This is a genomic window from Actinomyces oris (assembly GCF_001553935.1).
Lineage (GTDB): Bacteria > Actinomycetota > Actinomycetes > Actinomycetales > Actinomycetaceae > Actinomyces > Actinomyces oris_A.
This window is the reverse complement of record NZ_CP014232.1, coordinates 1,594,885-1,610,673: the sequence shown is the minus strand read 5'-3', so window position 1 is coordinate 1,610,673 and position 15,789 is coordinate 1,594,885. Positions and strand designations below refer to the sequence as shown.

The following is a 15,789-nucleotide window of genomic DNA, read 5'->3' as shown; positions in this document are numbered from 1 at the left end:
CACGTCAGCGTCGATCACGACCCCTTGGAATGACACACTGATTCCTATGTCCAGCCAGCTGCCACCCCCTCAGCCCGGCCGCAGCACCACCATGCCCGATGAGGACGACCTGGAGCTCGCGCCCGAGCCACGGGGACTGCTGCGCACGATCCGCTCGTGGTACCACCGCCACCCGATGATCGTCGACATCTCCATCGCCGCCGGCGTCATCGTCTACACCCTCGTCACGGGTATCGCTTTTCTCCTGCGGCCGAGTAGCCCGGTGAAGACCTACCCCATCCTGCCCCTGGCCTTGATCGCGATCGCGCTGTTGGGAATTGCGCTGGCACTTCGTCGGCGCTGCCCCGTGTGGAGCTGGGCCGCCATCCTCCTGATCCCGGAGGTCTATCAGTTCGCAGTCCTGCGGTTCTTCCACTTCACGACGGAGCAGCAGCTGTACGCGACCCTCGGCGTCAGTGGTATGGGGCTGATGTCACTCCCCTTCGCCCTGGGCACCATCGCCTCGCACCGCAGGCCGGCCGCTGCATGGACCGCGGGGGCCATCTCCCTGGCGGTTCTCACGGCGGACCTCAGCCTGACGACTCCCAGCATGACGGTTGGGGAGCTCCTGCGCACCACCGTCATCCTCGTTCTCTTCATCCTGGTCGGCATCCTGGTCGGCTTCAACGCCCGCTCCGCCCGCCTGCGGCTCAAGGCCATGGAGCTGCGCTCGACCCGAATGGCTCTGGCCAGTGAGCAGGCGGCGCTGCTGGCGGCCGCTGAGGAGCGCAGTCGCATCGCCCGGGAGATGCACGACGTCGTCGCCCATTCCCTGGCCGTCATGATCACCATGGCCGACGGCGCCGCCGCCACCGTGGAGCGCAACCCGGCCACGGCCAAGCAGGCCATGGAGACCCTGGCCGAGGCCGGACGCAGTGCCCTGGCCGACACCCGCCGCCTGGTGGGGGTCCTGCGAGAGGACCCCTCAGTCGCCGCGGGGCAGGCCACCGCCTCGGAGGCATCATCGGGACCTGCCTCCTCAGCCGGTGTTGACAGCGCGGCGCCACTCTCCGACCAGCCCGACCCCGCCGGCCGCCCCCGCTGGAACCTGACGGGCAGGAGTGCGCAGTCCCCGGAGCCCTCAGCCCCCTCAGAGGGCTCCTCGTCGTCGGCCCACCAGCACGAGGTCCGCGACCTGCCGGTGCCCGAGTTCGCCCCCCTGGGGACGGTGACGCCGGTCGAGCCCAGCGCCCCCATCGCCAACCTGCGCCAGCAGGCCACCAACGGTGCGGGCGACCGCTCCCGCGGCGACCTGCCCCTGGCTCCCTCCCCCGAGCAGGCCGACATCACCGAGCTCGTCAAACGCTTCGAGGCAGCAGGAGTGCCCGTCACCTACCGGTGGGTGGGCGCGGCGCTCCCGGAGGACAAGGCCCTCCAGCTCACCGTGTTCCGCATCGCCCAGGAGGCCCTGACCAACGTGCTGCGCTACGCGCCCACGACGCCGGCCGTCAGCGTCGACGTCGAGCGGCACATCGGCACCGTGGTCCTCACCGTGGACAACGACGCCGCCCCCGGCACGCGCCCGATGCACGGATCCGGCAAGGGGCTGATCGGCATGCGTGAACGCGCATCGGTCTATGGTGGGACCGTACAGGCCGGCCCGACTCCCACGGGTTGGCGAGTCCGCGCGGTCCTGCGCTGGGACGAGCATGACGAAGGGACTTTCTCATGGCAGACGCCCCTGTGAGCGGCGATCCTCTCCAGCCTGGAGGGTCGGAGCACCCCGGCGAGGTCCGCGGCCCGGTCAGCGTCGTGCTCGCCGACGACCAGGCGCTCATGCGCATGGGCTTCCGCATGGTGCTGGAGGCCGAGGAGGACATCACCGTCGTCGGCGAGGCCTCCGACGGCACCTCCGCCCTGGCCCAGGCCAGGGCCCTGCACCCCGACGTCATCCTCATGGACGTGCGCATGCCGGGCATGAACGGCATCGAGGCCACCGAGCGCATCGCCCAGGAGTGCCCGGGCACGCGCGTACTCATCCTGACCACCTTCGACCTGGACGAGTACGCCTTCGCCGGGCTGCGCGCCGGAGCCTCCGGTTTCCTGCTCAAGGACACCCGGCCCACCGAGCTCGCTGAGGCGATCCGCACCGTGGCCTCAGGGGAGGCGGTCGTCTCGCCGCGCATCACCCAGCGGATGCTGGAGATGTTCGCCGCCTCCCTGCCGAGCTCGGAGGCGCCGGAGCAGTCCTCCTGCGATCCGCGGATCGAGTCACTGACCCCGCGCGAGAAGGAGATCCTCGTGCTCATGAGTCAGGGCATGTCGAACGCGGAGATCGCCGCGCACCTCGTCGTCTCGGCCACCACTGTCAAGACCCACGTGGGCAACGTGCTCGCCAAGCTCGATGTGCGCGACCGGGTCCAGGCCGTCGTCGTCGCCTACGAGACCGGCCTCATGGCCTGAGGGACCGCACGTCAGCGGGGAGCGTGGAGGCGCTGCTGGGCGTCGTCGAAACCGAGAGTGACGACCTGCTCGACGGCGTCGGCGGCCTGCTCCAGGGTGACGCCGAGGTCGGCTCGCTCGCGGCCGGGGAAGTCGGACAGGACGAAGTCGGAGGGGTCCTGGCGGCCCGGCGGGCGGCCAATGCCTACCCGCAGGCGCGCGTAGTCCTTGGTGGAGATGGACTTACTGATGGAGCGCAGGCCGTTGTGACCGCCTTCGCCGCCGCCGCGCTTGAGGCGCAGCTCGTGGGCGGGCAGGTCGAGCTCGTCGTGGATGACGAGCAGGCGGCTGGCGGGGTCGATCCCGTAGTAGGAGACGAGCCCGGCCACGGGGCCGCCGGAGAGGTTCATGAGCACCGAGGGCTCGGCCAGGATGACGCGGGGGCCGGGGGCTCCGCCGGGCATCATGCCCAGCCTGCCCTCGGCCACGCGGGCGCGAGCCTTCTTGTGCTGGGAGAACCGGGACCCGGTGCGCTCGGCCAGGACGTCAAGCACCATGTAGCCGACGTTGTGGCGGTTGCGGGCGTACCGGGTCCCGGGGTTCCCCAGCCCGACGACGAGCCAGGCCTCACTCATGCGCCCCACCCCGGGGTAAGCCCGGCGCGGGCGGCACGGGTGGTGCGGGAGGCGTCTGCCGGCGCGTCGTCATGGCTGGGCATGTCAATCACGCGCGATTCACTCGGCCTCGGCCTCGGCGTCGCCCTCAGCGGGGGCCTCCTCGGAGACCTCGGAGGCGACGGCGTGCTCGTTGGCCACGTTGACCACGGCGGTCTCGGCGTCGGCGACGGCCTCGACGCCCTTGGGCAGGGCGATGTCGGCAAGGGTCAGGACGGTGCCGGCGGCGACGCCGGTGACATCGACCTCGATGGCCTCGGGCACGGAGACGGCCGGGGCGGAGACCAAGACGGTGGCGGCCTCGATCATGTGGATGGTGCCGGGGGCGGCCTCACCGATGACGGTGACCGGGACCTCGACGTCGACACGCTCGTTGCGGTCCACCAGGAGGAAGTCGACGTGCTGCACGCCGGGGCGGATGGGGTGACGCTGCACGTCCTTGGCCAGGGCCAGGAGGGTCTCGCCGCCGGCGATGTCCAGCTCGACCAGGGCGTTGTCGTTGCTGCGCAGGGCCAGGCGGGTGGCGTGCTCCTCGAGCAGGAGGTGGCGGGGCTCGGTGCCGTGGCCGTAGACGACGGCGGGGACCTGGCCGGCGCGGCGGGCCTGGCGGGCCGAGCCCTTGCCGAACTCGGTGCGGTCCTGGGCCTTGAGGGTGATGGCGTTGTTGGCCATGTGGCTCTCCTTGCGGATGAGGCGGGGCCCGGTGCCCCGCGGCTGATGGTGGTCCGGCTGGGCGCGACGACGCGCAGTACCGCCAGGTACCACCACGTCGATCACGGATGCGCGCCGTGTTGGCGCGTCCCTCGCCGGGGCAACGTGGGCAAGACTACGGCATGGGTGAGGCGGGCGAACAGCCGCACAGCCGGTGAGGCGCCCCACCTGGCAGGGCCGGTCGGCACCCGGATGGCTCCCGTCGTCGTCTGGACGCGATGCACGAGGGTCGGGGGCTACTGGAGGAGGGTCGGGGGTACTCCACGGGGGTCGGGGGTTCGTGCAGTATGCACAACCCTTGGCTAGTGGTTCCCCACCCTCGTGGAGTAGGCCGACTCGGGGTGGGAGCGGGCCGACAGCCCAGTGTCCACAGCGCTGACATTAACGAGCCAGCCGCCGAAACGGCCAGCGAGGATCGTTGGAATACTGCGGTTTCTTCTCGGTGTACGACACCGGTGCGCGTTCAATGTCAGCACCATGGACACCGCCGACCCGCCGGGCGCATGCGACGAGCCTCAGCAAAGCCGAACCGGCTCGCGCGGTCGATCCTTAGGTCGCGCGGTCGAGGGTTGAAGGCACTGTGCTGTCTCCTCACTTCTGAGACATTTGAGTGTCATGACTTCTGAGACGTTTGAGTGTCATGACTTCTGAGACACCGGTGGGGGTTATGACCTGTGAGACGTTCGGGGGCGTCGGGGTGGTAGCGGGATGAGTCGGTAGGGCGGTTTCTTGGTGTCGATGGTGGAGCGGTTGCCTTGCTGCCTCTGGGTGGGTTGGGGCCAGGGCAGGGACACGAAGCGGCGCCCGTCGGGGTCGTAGAGGTCCAGGCGCGTGGTGTACTCGATCAGGGTGACCTCGACGCCGCGCATGGTCTGGCCCAGTGACAGTGCACGGTCCTTGTAGGACACGCACCCGTTGGACATCACGGTGCGTCGGGCGCGGTCCACGGCCTGGTCGGGATCGGCGGGGTCGGGCAGGCTGATGGGGCCGCCACCGGCTGGTAGGCGCTCCAGGTCGATGGGGGCTGGGCTGGCCAGCGCCCTGGGGGTCTGAGCCCATACCCTCAGCGGGGTCAGTGCGACGCCGTGGCCCTGGTGCTGGCGCTCGGTGTTGTAGTAGCTGGTGAAGCGGTCCAGCTCGGCGTTGAGCTCCTCAAGGGTGCTGGCCGGGTGGGCGCGCAGCCAGGCGGCTGCCGGCTGGTGGGAGCGCTCGACCTTGCCCTGGGTCTGAGGGTGGCCCACCCGCCCGCTGATGGGACGCACCCCCAGGGATGCCAGCCACTTCTCGGTGGCTCCCGGGCCAGTGATACGGCTGGTGTTGAACGCCAGCGCGTTGTCCGACAGGATCGCCGCCGGACGCCCCCAGGTGGCGAAGGCCTCCTCAAGGACCATGCGGGCGCCTGCCACGCTCTCACCGCCCCAGCAGGCCCTCAGGGCGGTGATGACCCGCGAGCAGTCGTCAACGACCTGGTAGACGGTCACCAGACGGTCCTCCAGGTGCCATTGGAAGCCGTCGATCTGCCACAGCTCGTTGGCCGCGCTGCGGGTGAAGCGCTTGTACGACGTCCTGGGCCGCTTGCGCGGGGCGGGGACCACCAGGCCGGCTCTGCGTAGGCTGCGGGCGATCGTCGCGCGCGAGGGAGCCGGAACGCTGGCGCCCTGGCTCATCACCCACCACACCGAGGCCGGACCCGCCTCCCGGCCGGCGGCGAGCAGGTCGGCGCGAACCTGGGCGATGCGCTCATCAGTGCCCTGGTCCCACACCCGCGCCGGGTGGCGCGGGGCCCGTGAACGCGCCGTCAGCGCGGCAGCCAGGCCCTCGTGCTCAGCGCGTCGGCGTATCCGGTAGAACGAGGCCCGCGAGATACCCACCTGAGCGCAGAACTCCTCCACGCTCATCCCACTGGTCCTGGAGTCAAAACCTATGACCTGCTCACGACGAGACGGCGAAATCGAGTTACCCATAACCCCAGGCAACCCACCCCACCAGTGTCTCAGATGTCATGACATCCGAAACTCTCAGAAGTCATGAGACAACACAGAGGGTTGAAGGCACGACCTCGCGACCTACCCCACGACCGCGCGGGCCGCGGGCCTGCAGCAGCTCAGCCCCGTCACGTATGCCATTCCGTCGCGGTGAAGATCAGGAGGTTGGCGTCAGCGCAGATGGCGACCCGCTCGGTCTCGAAGTGGGGAGAATTGAAACGACTCGGGTCATCCTCCATCATGTGCTCGATGTCGAGGATCGCATCGGCCTTCTCCTTCGGGACCGCGGTGAAGACCTTGCCCTCGGGGACGTACTGGCGCAGGTCGGGGTAGATACCGGGGAGCGGATCGGCTTTTCCGGTTGAGGCCTCGGCCAGGGCCTGGCTGCCGGCGGGATCGAGCGTCATCACCCCGTGTATCCATATCGGGCGGTCCTGCGGAGGCAGGACCTCGCGTTGCTCCTGCTGGTACTGCATGACCCAGTGGGCCGAGGAGATGGTGACGCCCGGCATGCGTCTGTCGAGGCGTCCCAGATCGGTACGGATCTCCAGCGTCACGGGGACGTACTCGGTAAAGCTCTCGAAACGGCCATCCGACGTCGGCGTCGCCCCCGGCCGCGACTGGTCCTCCTGCGCTGGGGCGCATCCGCCCAGCGCCAGTGCCGCCCCGCCGGCGAGCCCCATGCCGACGACACCGCGCCGCCCGTACTCGGCCATGCCCACCCTCCTTCGTTCCCGCTCCCGCCTGCGACCAGACCCGTCGCAAGACACCGCGGGTGCAGCGAAGACTACTCGCGCCGTGCAGCCGGAGGCCCATGCTCACTGCGGCCGGAGGCGGGCACTTGTCCCCATGCCCCGGCCATGTGGGCACTCAACGGGTGAGGAACTGGGATCATCCCCAGGACAACGGCCCGGAACCCGCCGGCTCCGCGCGTTCGTACTGTAGGTGCCGGGATCGTACCCTCTACCCCTCGAACGCACGGGCTACCCTACGAACGCGCGGGTGCGGACATCGTTCAGGCCCGCAGGAGCTCCAGGCAGCGGCGCACGTCCTGGATCGGGAGCTGGCCGGGTGCGGATGCCCGGGCCTGTCCCTGCTCGTCGGGGACGACGGCGAAGGTCAGCGCCGACCCGAAGGCCGGCGCAACGCGGCTGACCGCCCCGAGCGCCCCCATGGACATGGCGGCCACGGGCACCCCCAGGCCGGTGCCCTCCCCCGCGCCCGCCGTGGCCCGCGCGCACACGCCCAGGAGGCGGGCAACATCATCGGCACCGGTGGGCCACACGGCGATCTTGGCCAGGTCCGCGCCCTCGCGGGCCATGCGGGCCAGGACCTCAGCGAGGGCCTCATCGGTGGGGGTGGCCTCGAAGTCGTGGAAGGAGGCGACGACGTCGATGCCCAGTGCGTGGGCCTGCGCGCAGACCTGAGGCAGGCATCCGCGCTGAACCTCGACGTCGATGGCGGCCGGGCGGCGCTCGGGCGTCCAGTCGGCGAGCCCGTCGAGGACGGAGCGCAGGAGGGAGCCGTAGGCAGTGTCGTCCAGCTGGGCCCGGCCCCCCTCGGCGGCGGTGCGGCAGGTGAGCAGCACCGGGGCTCCGGCATCAGCGCCGTCGGTGGCGTCGATGGCCTCCCCCAGTCCCCGCAGGCACTCCAGGACCTGGGCGGCAGCCGTGGCCGCATCCAGTGGGGCGGGGGTGGCCAGGGCACAGGCATCCTCAAGTAAGTCCACGCGCAGCTCGAGGACGTCAGCACCGGCGTCGATGGCGCTGCATGCCTGGGTCCACGCCTGGGCGAGGCTCGGCCCGGTCAGGGAGACGGCCACCGCGGGCAGGCCGCCGGGGCCGGGGATGCTGCGTCCGCCCCAGGTCAGCGGCGTCACGCTCACGCCGGGGCCCCTTCGGCCGGCCCCGGCTCGGGCACGAGTGACAGGGCGATGCCGTCGAGGATGTCGTAGAGGCTGGTGGTGACCCTCTGCAACGGGCGCCCGGCGGCGGTGGTCCGCTCCATGACGCGGGTGACGACCTCGCTCCACACGAGGGCGCCGGCGGCGATGACGTCGCGACGGCCGGGAGCCAGGTAGCCCCAGGAGGCGCGCTGCTCGGGCGTGGAGTGGATGATCGCCTCGCAGGAGACCAGGACCGCCTGTGGGCTCAGCTCGGCGCCGTTCAGGGCCTGCGGGTCGAAGGCCTGAAGGTCCAGGGCGTGGGCGGTGACGGTGGTGATGGTGCCGGCCAGGCCGACCAGCCTCCCCGGGGCGGACAGGTCGACGACCCGCTCGGCCTCATCAAGCAGGCCACGTACTTCGGCCCGGGCAGCGGCCTCGGCCTCGGGGGTGACGCCGCCCGCCAGGAAGCGCTCGGTGATGCGCACACTGCCGGTGTCCAGGCTGATGGCGGCGCTGGGCTCATCCACGCCCAGGACCAGCTCGGTGGAGCCGCCCCCGAGGTCGACGACGAGCCGCGGCGCGGGCGCGCGCTCCCCCGACTCCGGCGTGCCCTCGTCTTCACCGGCGCCCAGCAGCGAGCCGGTGAAGGACAGCCGGGCCTCCTCCTGGCCGCTGACGACCTCAGGATCAATGCCCAGCAGGCGCCTGACCCCGGCCACGAAGTCCTCGCGGTTGCGGGCATCGCGGGTGGCGGAGGTGGCCACGAAGCGCCGCACGTCGCCCCCGGGGGCGACGCCCAGCTCGGCGCAGTCGGCGGCGTAGGAGGCCACGGCGGCCAGGGTGCGCTCCAGGGCCTCGGGGTCGAGCAGGCCGGTGCGGTCCACGCCCTGACCCAGGCGCACGATCTCGTTGCGGCGGCGCAGCACCTCCAGGCGGGGGCGCCCGAAGTCGTCGCGGTCGGCCTCGGCGATGAGGAGGCGGATGGTGTTGGTGCCGCAGTCGATTGCGGCGACGCGGGTCATAGCGGCGGCCTCCTGGGCTCGGTCGGGAAGGGAAGGAGCAGGGCGTCCCTGCCGCTCAGCAGGAGCAGCGCTCAGGATCCCACAGTTCGCGCTCGCGCAGGGCCTCCAGCGTGCGGTCGCCGATGGGGTTGACGCCGGCTCCGGCGGCCAGGGTGTGCCCGAGCAGGGCGTGGAGGCACTTGACGCGCGTGGGCATGCCGCCGGCGGAGACACCCTCGATCTCGGGGACCTGCCCGAGCTCGGCGCGGCGGGCCAGGTAGTCGGCGTGGGCGGAGGCGTAGGCGGCGGCCAGCTCGGCGTCGGCAGCCAGGTCCGCGTTGAAGGTCTCCATGAGGTGCTCGGCCTCCAGGGTGGAGCAGCCCTTCACGGCGGCCGGGTGGGTGAGGTAGTAGCTGGTTGGGAAGGGGGTTCCATCGTCGAGACGCGGGGCGGTGCGTACCACGGTGGGGCGACCGCACACGCAGCGGGCCGCGATGGCGACGACTCCGCGCGGCACTCTCCCCAGCTGCTCGGCCAGGGCCTCGAGGTCGGCTGACGACACCGGCTCCTGCGTCTGGGGCGTGGGGCTCACGGGGTCTCCTTCGTCTGCGGGGTGGCGGCCGGTTTCGGCGTGGTCTTGGGCGGATCGGTGGGTGCCTGGCTGGGCTCTCCGGTCGGCAGATCCTTCTGGGCGGGGTTGAGGGTCTTGCCGTCCGCCCCGTCCTTCGCTCCTGCCGGGGCGGTGCTCTCGGCCTGGCCGGCGGCCCGCGAGGAGTCCCGGAGCTCCTTGTACCAGGGGGCGTCCTGGGAGCCCGGGGTGGCCCCACCACTGGCTTCGGTCTCCTTCATGGAGTCGGCGCCGACGACGACGTAGCTGGTGTCGCCGGGCATGACGTAGCCGAGGCGCTCGCGGACCTGGGAGCGCACGTAGGTGTCGTCCTTCCACTGGGCCAACTCGTTCTCCAGGGTGGTGGAGGTGTCGGAGGCCTCCTTGATCCTGTCGACGACGGCGTCGTACTGGGCCTGCTGGGACAGGTAGGCGCGCAGGGAGGTGAAGATGACGACGAAGGCCAGCAGGCACACGACCGCCAGGATGACGACCCGGGGCGGCAGGGTCCGCTCGGGCACCGCCGTCGGCAGGCCCCGGGACCGGGAGCGGGACGATCCGGCCCCGGATCCGCCCGCTGATGCCGCCCGCTCGGCCGGTACCTGGCGGGGCCGGGCGCCGCCGGCGACGCGGCGCGTCCCGGACTGGCTGGAGGAGGGGCGGCGTGGAGTCATACCGGCATCCTGCCTCACCCCGGGCCGCACGAGGACGCACCCCACCGGGCGCGTTGCTCACGCTTCGGTCATGGCCCACCCCTACCGGCCATGCTGCGGCACTGCTCCGTAGACGACGCTTCGGGGCAGGCGGGAGAACCCGTCTGCCCCGAAGCGGTGGGGTGCGTCGTCGTCGAGGCGCGGCTGAGGCGTCGCGTCAGTCAGCGGCTCGACGTCGGCAGGTCGCCGTCAGGCTCAGGCCTGGAAGCGGGGGAAGGCGCCGGCGCCGGCGTAGACCGCGGCGTCGCCGAGGGCCTCCTCGATGCGCAGGAGCTGGTTGTACTTGTTGACGCGCTCGCCGCGGGCGGGGGCGCCGGTCTTGATCTGGCCGGAGTTGGTGGCCACGGCCAGGTCGGCGATGGTGACGTCCTCGGTCTCACCGGAGCGGTGGGAGGTCATGGACTTGTAGCCGGCGCGGTGGGCCATCTCCACGGCCTCGAGGGTCTCGGTCAGGGAGCCGATCTGGTTGACCTTGACCAGCAGGGCGTTGGCGGCGCCGAGCTGGATGCCCTTGGCGAGGCGCTCGGGGTTAGTGACGAAGAAGTCGTCACCGACGAGCTGGACCCGGTCGCCGATCTTGTCGGTCAGGGCCTTCCAGTCGTCCCACTCGTCCTCGGAGAGCGGGTCCTCGATGGAGACGATCGGGAAGTCGGTGATGAGCTTCTCGTAGTAGTCGACCATGAAGGCGTTGTCGCGGGCCTCGCCCTCGAACTGATAGGTCTTGGTCTTCTCGTCGAAGAACTCCGAGGAGGCGACGTCCATGGCCAGGGCCACGTCCTTGCCGGGCTTGTAGCCGGCCTTCTCAATGGCCTCGACGATGAGCTCGAGGGCCTCACGGTTGGAGTCGAGGTTGGGGGCGAAGCCACCCTCGTCGCCCAGGCCGGTGGACAGGCCGCGCTCCTTCACGACCGCCTTGAGGGCGTGGTAGACCTCGGCACCCATGCGCAGGGCCTCACGGAAGGTGGGGGCGCCGATGGGGGCGATCATGAACTCCTGGATGTCCACGTTGGAGTCGGCGTGGGAGCCACCGTTGAGGATGTTCATCATGGGCACGGGCAGGACGTGGGCGTTGGGGCCACCGACGTACTGGAACAGGTCCAGGCCGGCGGACTCGGCGGAGGCCTGGGCGGCGGCCAGGGAGACGCCGAGGATGGCGTTGGCGCCGAGCTTGCCCTTGTTGGGGGTGCCGTCGAGCTCGATCATGAGCTGGTCGAGGCCACGCTGGTCGGCGGCGTCGAAGCCGATGATCTCGGGGGCGATGATGTCGTTGACGTTGTCGACGGCCTTCTCCACGCCCTTGCCGCCGTAGCGGCCCTTGTCGCCGTCGCGCAGCTCAACGGCCTCGAAGGCACCGGTGGAGGCGCCCGAGGGGACGGCGGCGCGAGCGGAAGCACCGTCCTCCAGGAGGATCTCGACCTCGAGGGTCGGGTTGCCACGGGAGTCGAGGATCTCGCGGGCGTGAACGTTCTCGATGAGGGCCACTTGGTGCTCCTTGCTGAGGGGATCGTGATGCGGTCGTCGGCGTCGGGCACGCTCGCGCGCGACTGCCGAATGCGGGATCAGCCTAGCGGGCCGACTCCCCCACCACGAGGGCCATGGTCCTGAGGATTGCACAGTGTTCACGCCCGGCGAGAAACATTGGACGACGGCGGTCCCTGGGTTCCGCCGTCGTCCTGGGGGCCCTGTACGGCCCTACTGGCCGCTGGTCTCGGGCTGCTCGGCGCCCTGGGCGCCCTCGCCGGCAGCACCGTCGGCCTGACCGGTCTGGCCCTGCCCGTCGGTCTGGCCGGAGTCGGCGGGCTGCTGGCCGCCCTGCTGAGGAGCCTGTTGCTGAGGCTGCTGCTGTTGCTGCGGGGCCTGCTGCTGGCCTCCACCCTGCTGTTGCTGGGGCGCCTGCTGCTGGCCACCATCCTGCTGAGGGGCTTGCTGCAGGCCACCTCCGAAGGGGTTGTTGCCCGCTTCCAGACGGGGATCAGTCTGGGTCAACCAGGTCTGAGCCTTGTTGGAGTAGCGCGGGGAGACGTCGCCGTCGAGCGTGCCGTAGAGCTTCTGCAGCTCGCTGATCACGGCCTGCCCCTGCTGCCCCTGCTGAGCGAGCTCCTGGTACTTGCCCGACAGGACAATCGCCCGCAGATAGGTGATCGTTGCCGCCTGGCGGGGCTCGAAGCCCAGGCGCTCCTTGGACCACTGCACGGTCTGCGCGTCAGTGACGGTCACTCCGTGGGCCTGGCCGACCTCCACCATGGCGGGGGCCTGAACGAGGAGTCCCGCGATCTGAGGCCGGTTCACGCCCTGACGCTCCAGGGTTTCCCGGCCGAGTGCGGAGTCCAGTTCCTTGACGACGACGTCGACGTCCTTCTCACTGACGACCACGGAGTGGCGGGCCCCGTCCAGGCCGGTGTAGTGCATGTCGGCCACCTGACCGGGGTGGTCAGAGCAGCCGGCGAGCACCCCGACGGCAAGGAGGAGTGCAGCGCTGGCGGCGAGGACGCGCGTGCGTACGGCAAGGCTTCGGGTCACGGTCTGCTCCTGGAAGGGGACGACGCCGGAGGGCGACATGGTGTCACAACATTTCTGCCCCCGACCCTACCGTTCCGCCTGCGACGACGCACGCAGCCGATCCGCCGCAGCCCACCGGCGCGGTTCCGGACATCCTGCACACGTGCTGCACGAAGGTCGGTCTACTCCACGAGGGCGGGGATCTACTGGATGAGGGTTGTGCGTACTGCACGATGGCCCCAGCTACGTGGAGTAGACCCATCCCTCCCCCAGTAGCCCCCGGCCCTCGTGCAGTGACCAGCGGTTGCGCGGGCGGGATCGGCACGGCACCGTAGATATAGGTGAGATAAGGTAGACAGAACGACTGACCGGCCGCGCTCTCATCCCACGTCTGCCACCTGCCCGTCAGCATGCGGGGCGGCCGTCAAGGAGGTACTCGCTCATCAGCCCACCCACCAGAGTCACCGGCTGTGAGGATCGCAGCCCGTCCGCTCCCCGACTGGCGAGCGCAAGGGACAGATTCCTCCCTCGCGCCGGCAGATCGGCAGACGGGGCACTGTCAGTCGCCTACGGGATGCTGGTTGCCTTTCTGGCTCTGGCGGTGCTGTGGTGGGGTCAGACCCGGTCAACCGCTACCTACGGCATACCTGGGCCGACGACGACCCTCACGCTGTCCAGCTCGGCTCGCTCCGCAACCGAGGAACAGCAGCTCACGGCCGCCCGGCGACTGCGGGCACTTCTCACTGAGGAGGGCGTCAGTACGGTGAAGACCTCCCAAGGCGATGGTGACCCCATCCTCGTGGTCCTCGATCCCAAGCAGCGCATCGACTGGGCCGGCCCACTGAATACCGATTCGCGCCACGGTCTCTTTGTGATCCGCGGGACCTATTCGGGCACTGTGTGGAGGGCACGTGGACAAGCTCCGCTGGCACCTGCCGGACGCACCGTACTCGGCACCGTGAGCGTCCCGGGAGTCACGCCGTCAACCAGCAGCCTTCAGTTTGTGGAACCGCTTGGTAACGCGCCGTTGGGCACCGGGCAGATGCTCCTGGGGACCACGGACCCGGCCTTGATCGCACGTGTCAGCTCTGTGCTGGAGGAGTCCGGGCTGACAGTCGAGAGCACCCGGCGGCAACCGGCACTGGTGTCCCTGGTGCGCGACTCAACAGTGGCCATGGCCGCACTGTTCGCCGCTCTGGGGATCGTCTGCGCCGTCATGTCCTTGGCACTGTCACTGCCTGAGCAACGCGGAGAGATCCGGCTGCGTCGCCTGATCGGCGCCACCGAGGCGGCACTGGTCCGCGAGCGCTGTGGCCGGGAGCTGCTTCGGGTCATCGCGGGGACCGCAGTCGGTGCGTTGGGAGCAGGCGCTGCGACGGCGTTGGTGGCTCAGGCTCCTCCCGCACTGCCGGAGCTGGAGGTTCTGGCCGTGGGGGCGGTGGTGGGCGGAGCCGTGCTGTGGATGGCACGCCGGATCACCTTCGCCATCTGGTTGCATCTCGAGCTCAGAGGTGTCGGAGCATGATCCACACCGAGATCGCGGGCGCTCTGGGGGCCGCATGGCGCCACCGTGGGAGCGCCGCGGGTATCGCTCTCATGTTTACGCTGGTCAGCGCCATCCTCACCATGACACTGGCCGAGGTGATGACCCAGTCGTCAGTGGTCATGGCGGCCCAGCGTCTGCGCGAGCTCGATGCCACCACCTTCACGCCCTACTACCTCGGGGATCTGGACAACGATCCGAGTACTGGTTTGATGGAGGACCTGGGTGATCGCATCGCCTCAGGCTCCGCTTACACGATGATCCTCGGCAACGTGGAGGTCGACGACTCTTCCTTCGCCGGAGGCAATCCAGTGGTGATCGTCGTCGGGCAGGCCGCTCAAAACGCCATGACCGGAGCCAGGCTCTGCTCTCCGGCACCCTGCGCCATGGTTGGGGGTCAGGTCCCCCATCCTGTGGACGGACCGCTGCACGTCGGAGGTCGCAGCGTGCCGGTGGCAGGCAGAACGCCGTCGTCGGCCTCGCTCTTCGACCCCGCTGCGGTGGGAATCGACCTGGACAGGTCGGTGCTGATCGCGCTGCCGCCCTCGAGCCTGGATCACCTGGATAGCACCGAGCAGGAGGAGGCCGTGTGGCGCACGGTTCTGCTCTCCGCCACCGACGACGACACCGAGCAGTTCCTCACGGCTGCCAGGCAGGATCGGCTCGCCCTGGTTCCGCACCGGTTGGCCGCCGATCAGCCCGAGCGCTTCCGCAAGCTGGTGGTGTGGGCTGCCATGCACGGCGTCGGCTTGCTGGGACTGACTGCCCTGGTCTCCATCGCCTACAGCGCCTCCATTCGGTCGGTGCTGCGACGCGAACGAGCCGACCTGCTGCTGCGTCATCTCTATGGCGCGACGTCGGCTCAGCTCACCATACGCCTGGCGGCCTTCCTGGCCGTCACCATGCTGGTGCTTCCGGCTCTGACGCTTCTTGCCTTGGCGGCCAGCACTCTGTTGAGGGGCGCCGCAGCGGCAGCCGGGAGCACCCTCATCATCATCTACCTGGTCTTTCTCATGACGACAGTCCGCCGTGTGCGATTCGAGTTCGCGCGATCCGGGACAGTCCGATGACGGGGGCCTTGGAGCTGATCGAGGTCAGCGTCGATTACCACCGTGGCGGTCAGCCGGTCCACGCACTCGACTCGGTGTCACTTGCCATCGGCCGATCCGAGTCGGTAGCGGTGATGGGGCCCTCCGGGTGCGGCAAGTCAACCCTGCTGGGCGTACTGGCACTGACGATCCCACCGACCTCCGGAAGCGTCCTCGTTGGCGGCGTCCCCGCTCCCTCCAGCCCGGATGGGCGAGCCCGGACCCGTAACCGCTTACTGGGCCTCATCCCTCAGAGCGGCGCGGTCATCGACCATCTGAGCGTGCTGGCGAACGTCTCCCTTCCCCTGGAGTACAGCAGGCCCCGCACCAGGCGCAGGGTCAGGCACGAGCGGGCCAGACAGGCCCTGGCCGACGTCGGGATCGGCTGGGCCGAGGCGACCACACCCCCGCGGCTCTCGGGCGGGGAGCGGCAGCGTGTGGCCGTCGCGCGGGCCTTGGTCAACCGGCCGCGCTGCATCCTGGCCGATGAGCCCACGGCGTCGCTGGACTCCACCACCGCCCTGGAGGTCACGTCACTGCTCATCTCCCAGAGCACTCGTCACGGCGGCAGCCTCATCATCGCCACGCACGATCCACGGGTGGCTGAGGCCTGCGACCGGGTCCTGACCATGCAGGACGGCCGGATCACCGGTTGAGGCGAT

At 70.1% G+C, this 15,789-nt stretch carries 15 protein-coding genes; 5 read left to right on the top strand and 10 right to left on the bottom strand.

Translation table 11 applies throughout. The features are described 5' to 3' along the window. Nucleotides 1-46 precede the first annotated feature (46 nt). Both AXE84_RS06585 and AXE84_RS06580 read left to right on the top strand, forming a co-directional pair. On the top strand, nt 47-1,726 hold the full coding sequence (locus AXE84_RS06585; RefSeq protein ID WP_081093108.1) for a sensor histidine kinase: 1,680 nt from the start codon (nt 47-49) through the stop codon (nt 1,724-1,726). Further along, the gene (locus tag AXE84_RS06580) at nt 1,708-2,442 is read left to right on the top strand and encodes a response regulator (RefSeq protein ID WP_060957290.1); all 735 of its coding nucleotides are present in this window, start codon (nt 1,708-1,710) and stop codon (nt 2,440-2,442) included. Before AXE84_RS06585 ends, AXE84_RS06580 begins: the two co-directional genes overlap by 19 nt. Nucleotides 2,443-2,453: 11 nt before the next feature. On the opposite strand, the gene pth is transcribed toward AXE84_RS06580, so the two are convergent. The 10 genes from pth to AXE84_RS06530 form a co-directional block, all read right to left on the bottom strand. Then, a complete protein-coding gene (pth, locus tag AXE84_RS06575; protein WP_060957289.1) occupies nt 2,454-3,056 on the bottom strand; it encodes an aminoacyl-tRNA hydrolase in 603 nt (200 codons plus the stop codon). 99 nt (nt 3,057-3,155) lie between these two features. Next, complete coding sequence (locus AXE84_RS06570) at nt 3,156-3,767, bottom strand: 50S ribosomal protein L25/general stress protein Ctc (protein ID WP_060957288.1); 612 nt, start codon at nt 3,765-3,767, stop codon at nt 3,156-3,158. Between the two features lie 704 nt (nt 3,768-4,471). Further along, nucleotides 4,472-5,704 (bottom strand): integrase core domain-containing protein, encoded by a 1,233-nt coding sequence (locus AXE84_RS06565; RefSeq protein ID WP_060956695.1) that lies wholly within the window; start codon nt 5,702-5,704, stop codon nt 4,472-4,474. Nucleotides 5,705-5,919: 215 nt separating this feature from the next. Further along, nucleotides 5,920-6,507, bottom strand: coding sequence for a hypothetical protein (locus tag AXE84_RS06560; RefSeq protein WP_060957287.1), 588 nt, complete (start codon nt 6,505-6,507; stop codon nt 5,920-5,922). A gap of 299 nt (nt 6,508-6,806) precedes the next feature. Continuing rightward, nucleotides 6,807-7,676 (bottom strand): type I 3-dehydroquinate dehydratase, encoded by an 870-nt coding sequence (locus AXE84_RS06555; RefSeq protein WP_060957286.1) that lies wholly within the window; start codon nt 7,674-7,676, stop codon nt 6,807-6,809. Further along, nucleotides 7,673-8,698 (bottom strand): exopolyphosphatase, encoded by a 1,026-nt coding sequence (locus AXE84_RS06550; RefSeq protein WP_060957285.1) that lies wholly within the window; start codon nt 8,696-8,698, stop codon nt 7,673-7,675. Before AXE84_RS06550 ends, AXE84_RS06555 begins: the two co-directional genes overlap by 4 nt. Before the next feature lie 55 nt (nt 8,699-8,753). After that, nucleotides 8,754-9,269 carry a DUF501 domain-containing protein gene (locus tag AXE84_RS06545; RefSeq protein ID WP_060957284.1) on the bottom strand — a complete coding sequence of 172 codons (516 nt, stop codon included), beginning with the start codon at nt 9,267-9,269 and terminating at the stop codon, nt 8,754-8,756. Beyond that, nucleotides 9,266-9,958, bottom strand: a complete 693-nt coding sequence (locus tag AXE84_RS06540) for an FtsB family cell division protein (RefSeq protein WP_060957283.1) — start codon at nt 9,956-9,958, stop codon at nt 9,266-9,268. The genes AXE84_RS06545 and AXE84_RS06540 overlap by 4 nt, the downstream gene beginning before the upstream one ends. Before the next feature lie 234 nt (nt 9,959-10,192). Beyond that, on the bottom strand, nt 10,193-11,479 hold the full coding sequence (gene eno / locus AXE84_RS06535; RefSeq protein ID WP_010613885.1) for a phosphopyruvate hydratase: 1,287 nt from the start codon (nt 11,477-11,479) through the stop codon (nt 10,193-10,195). A 210-nt stretch (nt 11,480-11,689) separates the two neighbouring features. Continuing rightward, nucleotides 11,690-12,556 carry a hypothetical protein gene (locus AXE84_RS06530; RefSeq protein WP_060957282.1) on the bottom strand — a complete coding sequence of 289 codons (867 nt, stop codon included), beginning with the start codon at nt 12,554-12,556 and terminating at the stop codon, nt 11,690-11,692. Between the two features lie 943 nt (nt 12,557-13,499). Here AXE84_RS06530 and AXE84_RS13005 point away from each other — a divergent pair. Genes AXE84_RS13005 through AXE84_RS06515 form a run of 3 tightly spaced genes read left to right on the top strand, consistent with a single transcriptional unit; the run spans nt 13,500 to nt 15,783 of the window. Continuing rightward, on the top strand, nt 13,500-14,021 hold the full coding sequence (locus tag AXE84_RS13005) for a hypothetical protein (RefSeq protein ID WP_167542049.1): 522 nt from the start codon (nt 13,500-13,502) through the stop codon (nt 14,019-14,021). Next, nucleotides 14,018-15,109: a hypothetical protein gene (locus AXE84_RS06520; protein WP_081093106.1), complete on the top strand. Its 1,092-nt coding sequence runs from the start codon at nt 14,018-14,020 to the stop codon at nt 15,107-15,109. The genes AXE84_RS13005 and AXE84_RS06520 overlap by 4 nt, the downstream gene beginning before the upstream one ends. After that, entirely contained in the window at nt 15,106-15,783 is a 678-nt protein-coding gene (locus tag AXE84_RS06515; RefSeq protein WP_060957281.1) for an ABC transporter ATP-binding protein, read from the top strand. The genes AXE84_RS06520 and AXE84_RS06515 overlap by 4 nt, the downstream gene beginning before the upstream one ends. The last annotated feature ends 6 nt before the right edge of the window (nt 15,784-15,789 follow it).

Bases quoted from the DNA above. Each gene is read 5' to 3' on its own strand.
- AXE84_RS06585 (WP_081093108.1), top strand. From the start codon at position 47: ATGTCCAGCCAGCTGCCACCCCCTCAGCCCGGCCGCAGCACCACCATG.
- AXE84_RS06580 (WP_060957290.1), top strand. From the start codon at position 1,708: ATGGCAGACGCCCCTGTGAGCGGCGATCCTCTCCAGCCTGGAGGGTCG.
- pth (WP_060957289.1), bottom strand. From the start codon at position 3,056: ATGAGTGAGGCCTGGCTCGTCGTCGGGCTGGGGAACCCCGGGACCCGG.
- AXE84_RS06570 (WP_060957288.1), bottom strand. From the start codon at position 3,767: ATGGCCAACAACGCCATCACCCTCAAGGCCCAGGACCGCACCGAGTTC.
- AXE84_RS06565 (WP_060956695.1), bottom strand. From the start codon at position 5,704: ATGAGCGTGGAGGAGTTCTGCGCTCAGGTGGGTATCTCGCGGGCCTCG.
- AXE84_RS06560 (WP_060957287.1), bottom strand. From the start codon at position 6,507: ATGGCCGAGTACGGGCGGCGCGGTGTCGTCGGCATGGGGCTCGCCGGC.
- AXE84_RS06550 (WP_060957285.1), bottom strand. From the start codon at position 8,698: ATGACCCGCGTCGCCGCAATCGACTGCGGCACCAACACCATCCGCCTC.
- AXE84_RS06540 (WP_060957283.1), bottom strand. From the start codon at position 9,958: ATGACTCCACGCCGCCCCTCCTCCAGCCAGTCCGGGACGCGCCGCGTC.
- AXE84_RS06530 (WP_060957282.1), bottom strand. From the start codon at position 12,556: ATGTCGCCCTCCGGCGTCGTCCCCTTCCAGGAGCAGACCGTGACCCGA.
- AXE84_RS06520 (WP_081093106.1), top strand. From the start codon at position 14,018: ATGATCCACACCGAGATCGCGGGCGCTCTGGGGGCCGCATGGCGCCAC.
- AXE84_RS06515 (WP_060957281.1), top strand. From the start codon at position 15,106: ATGACGGGGGCCTTGGAGCTGATCGAGGTCAGCGTCGATTACCACCGT.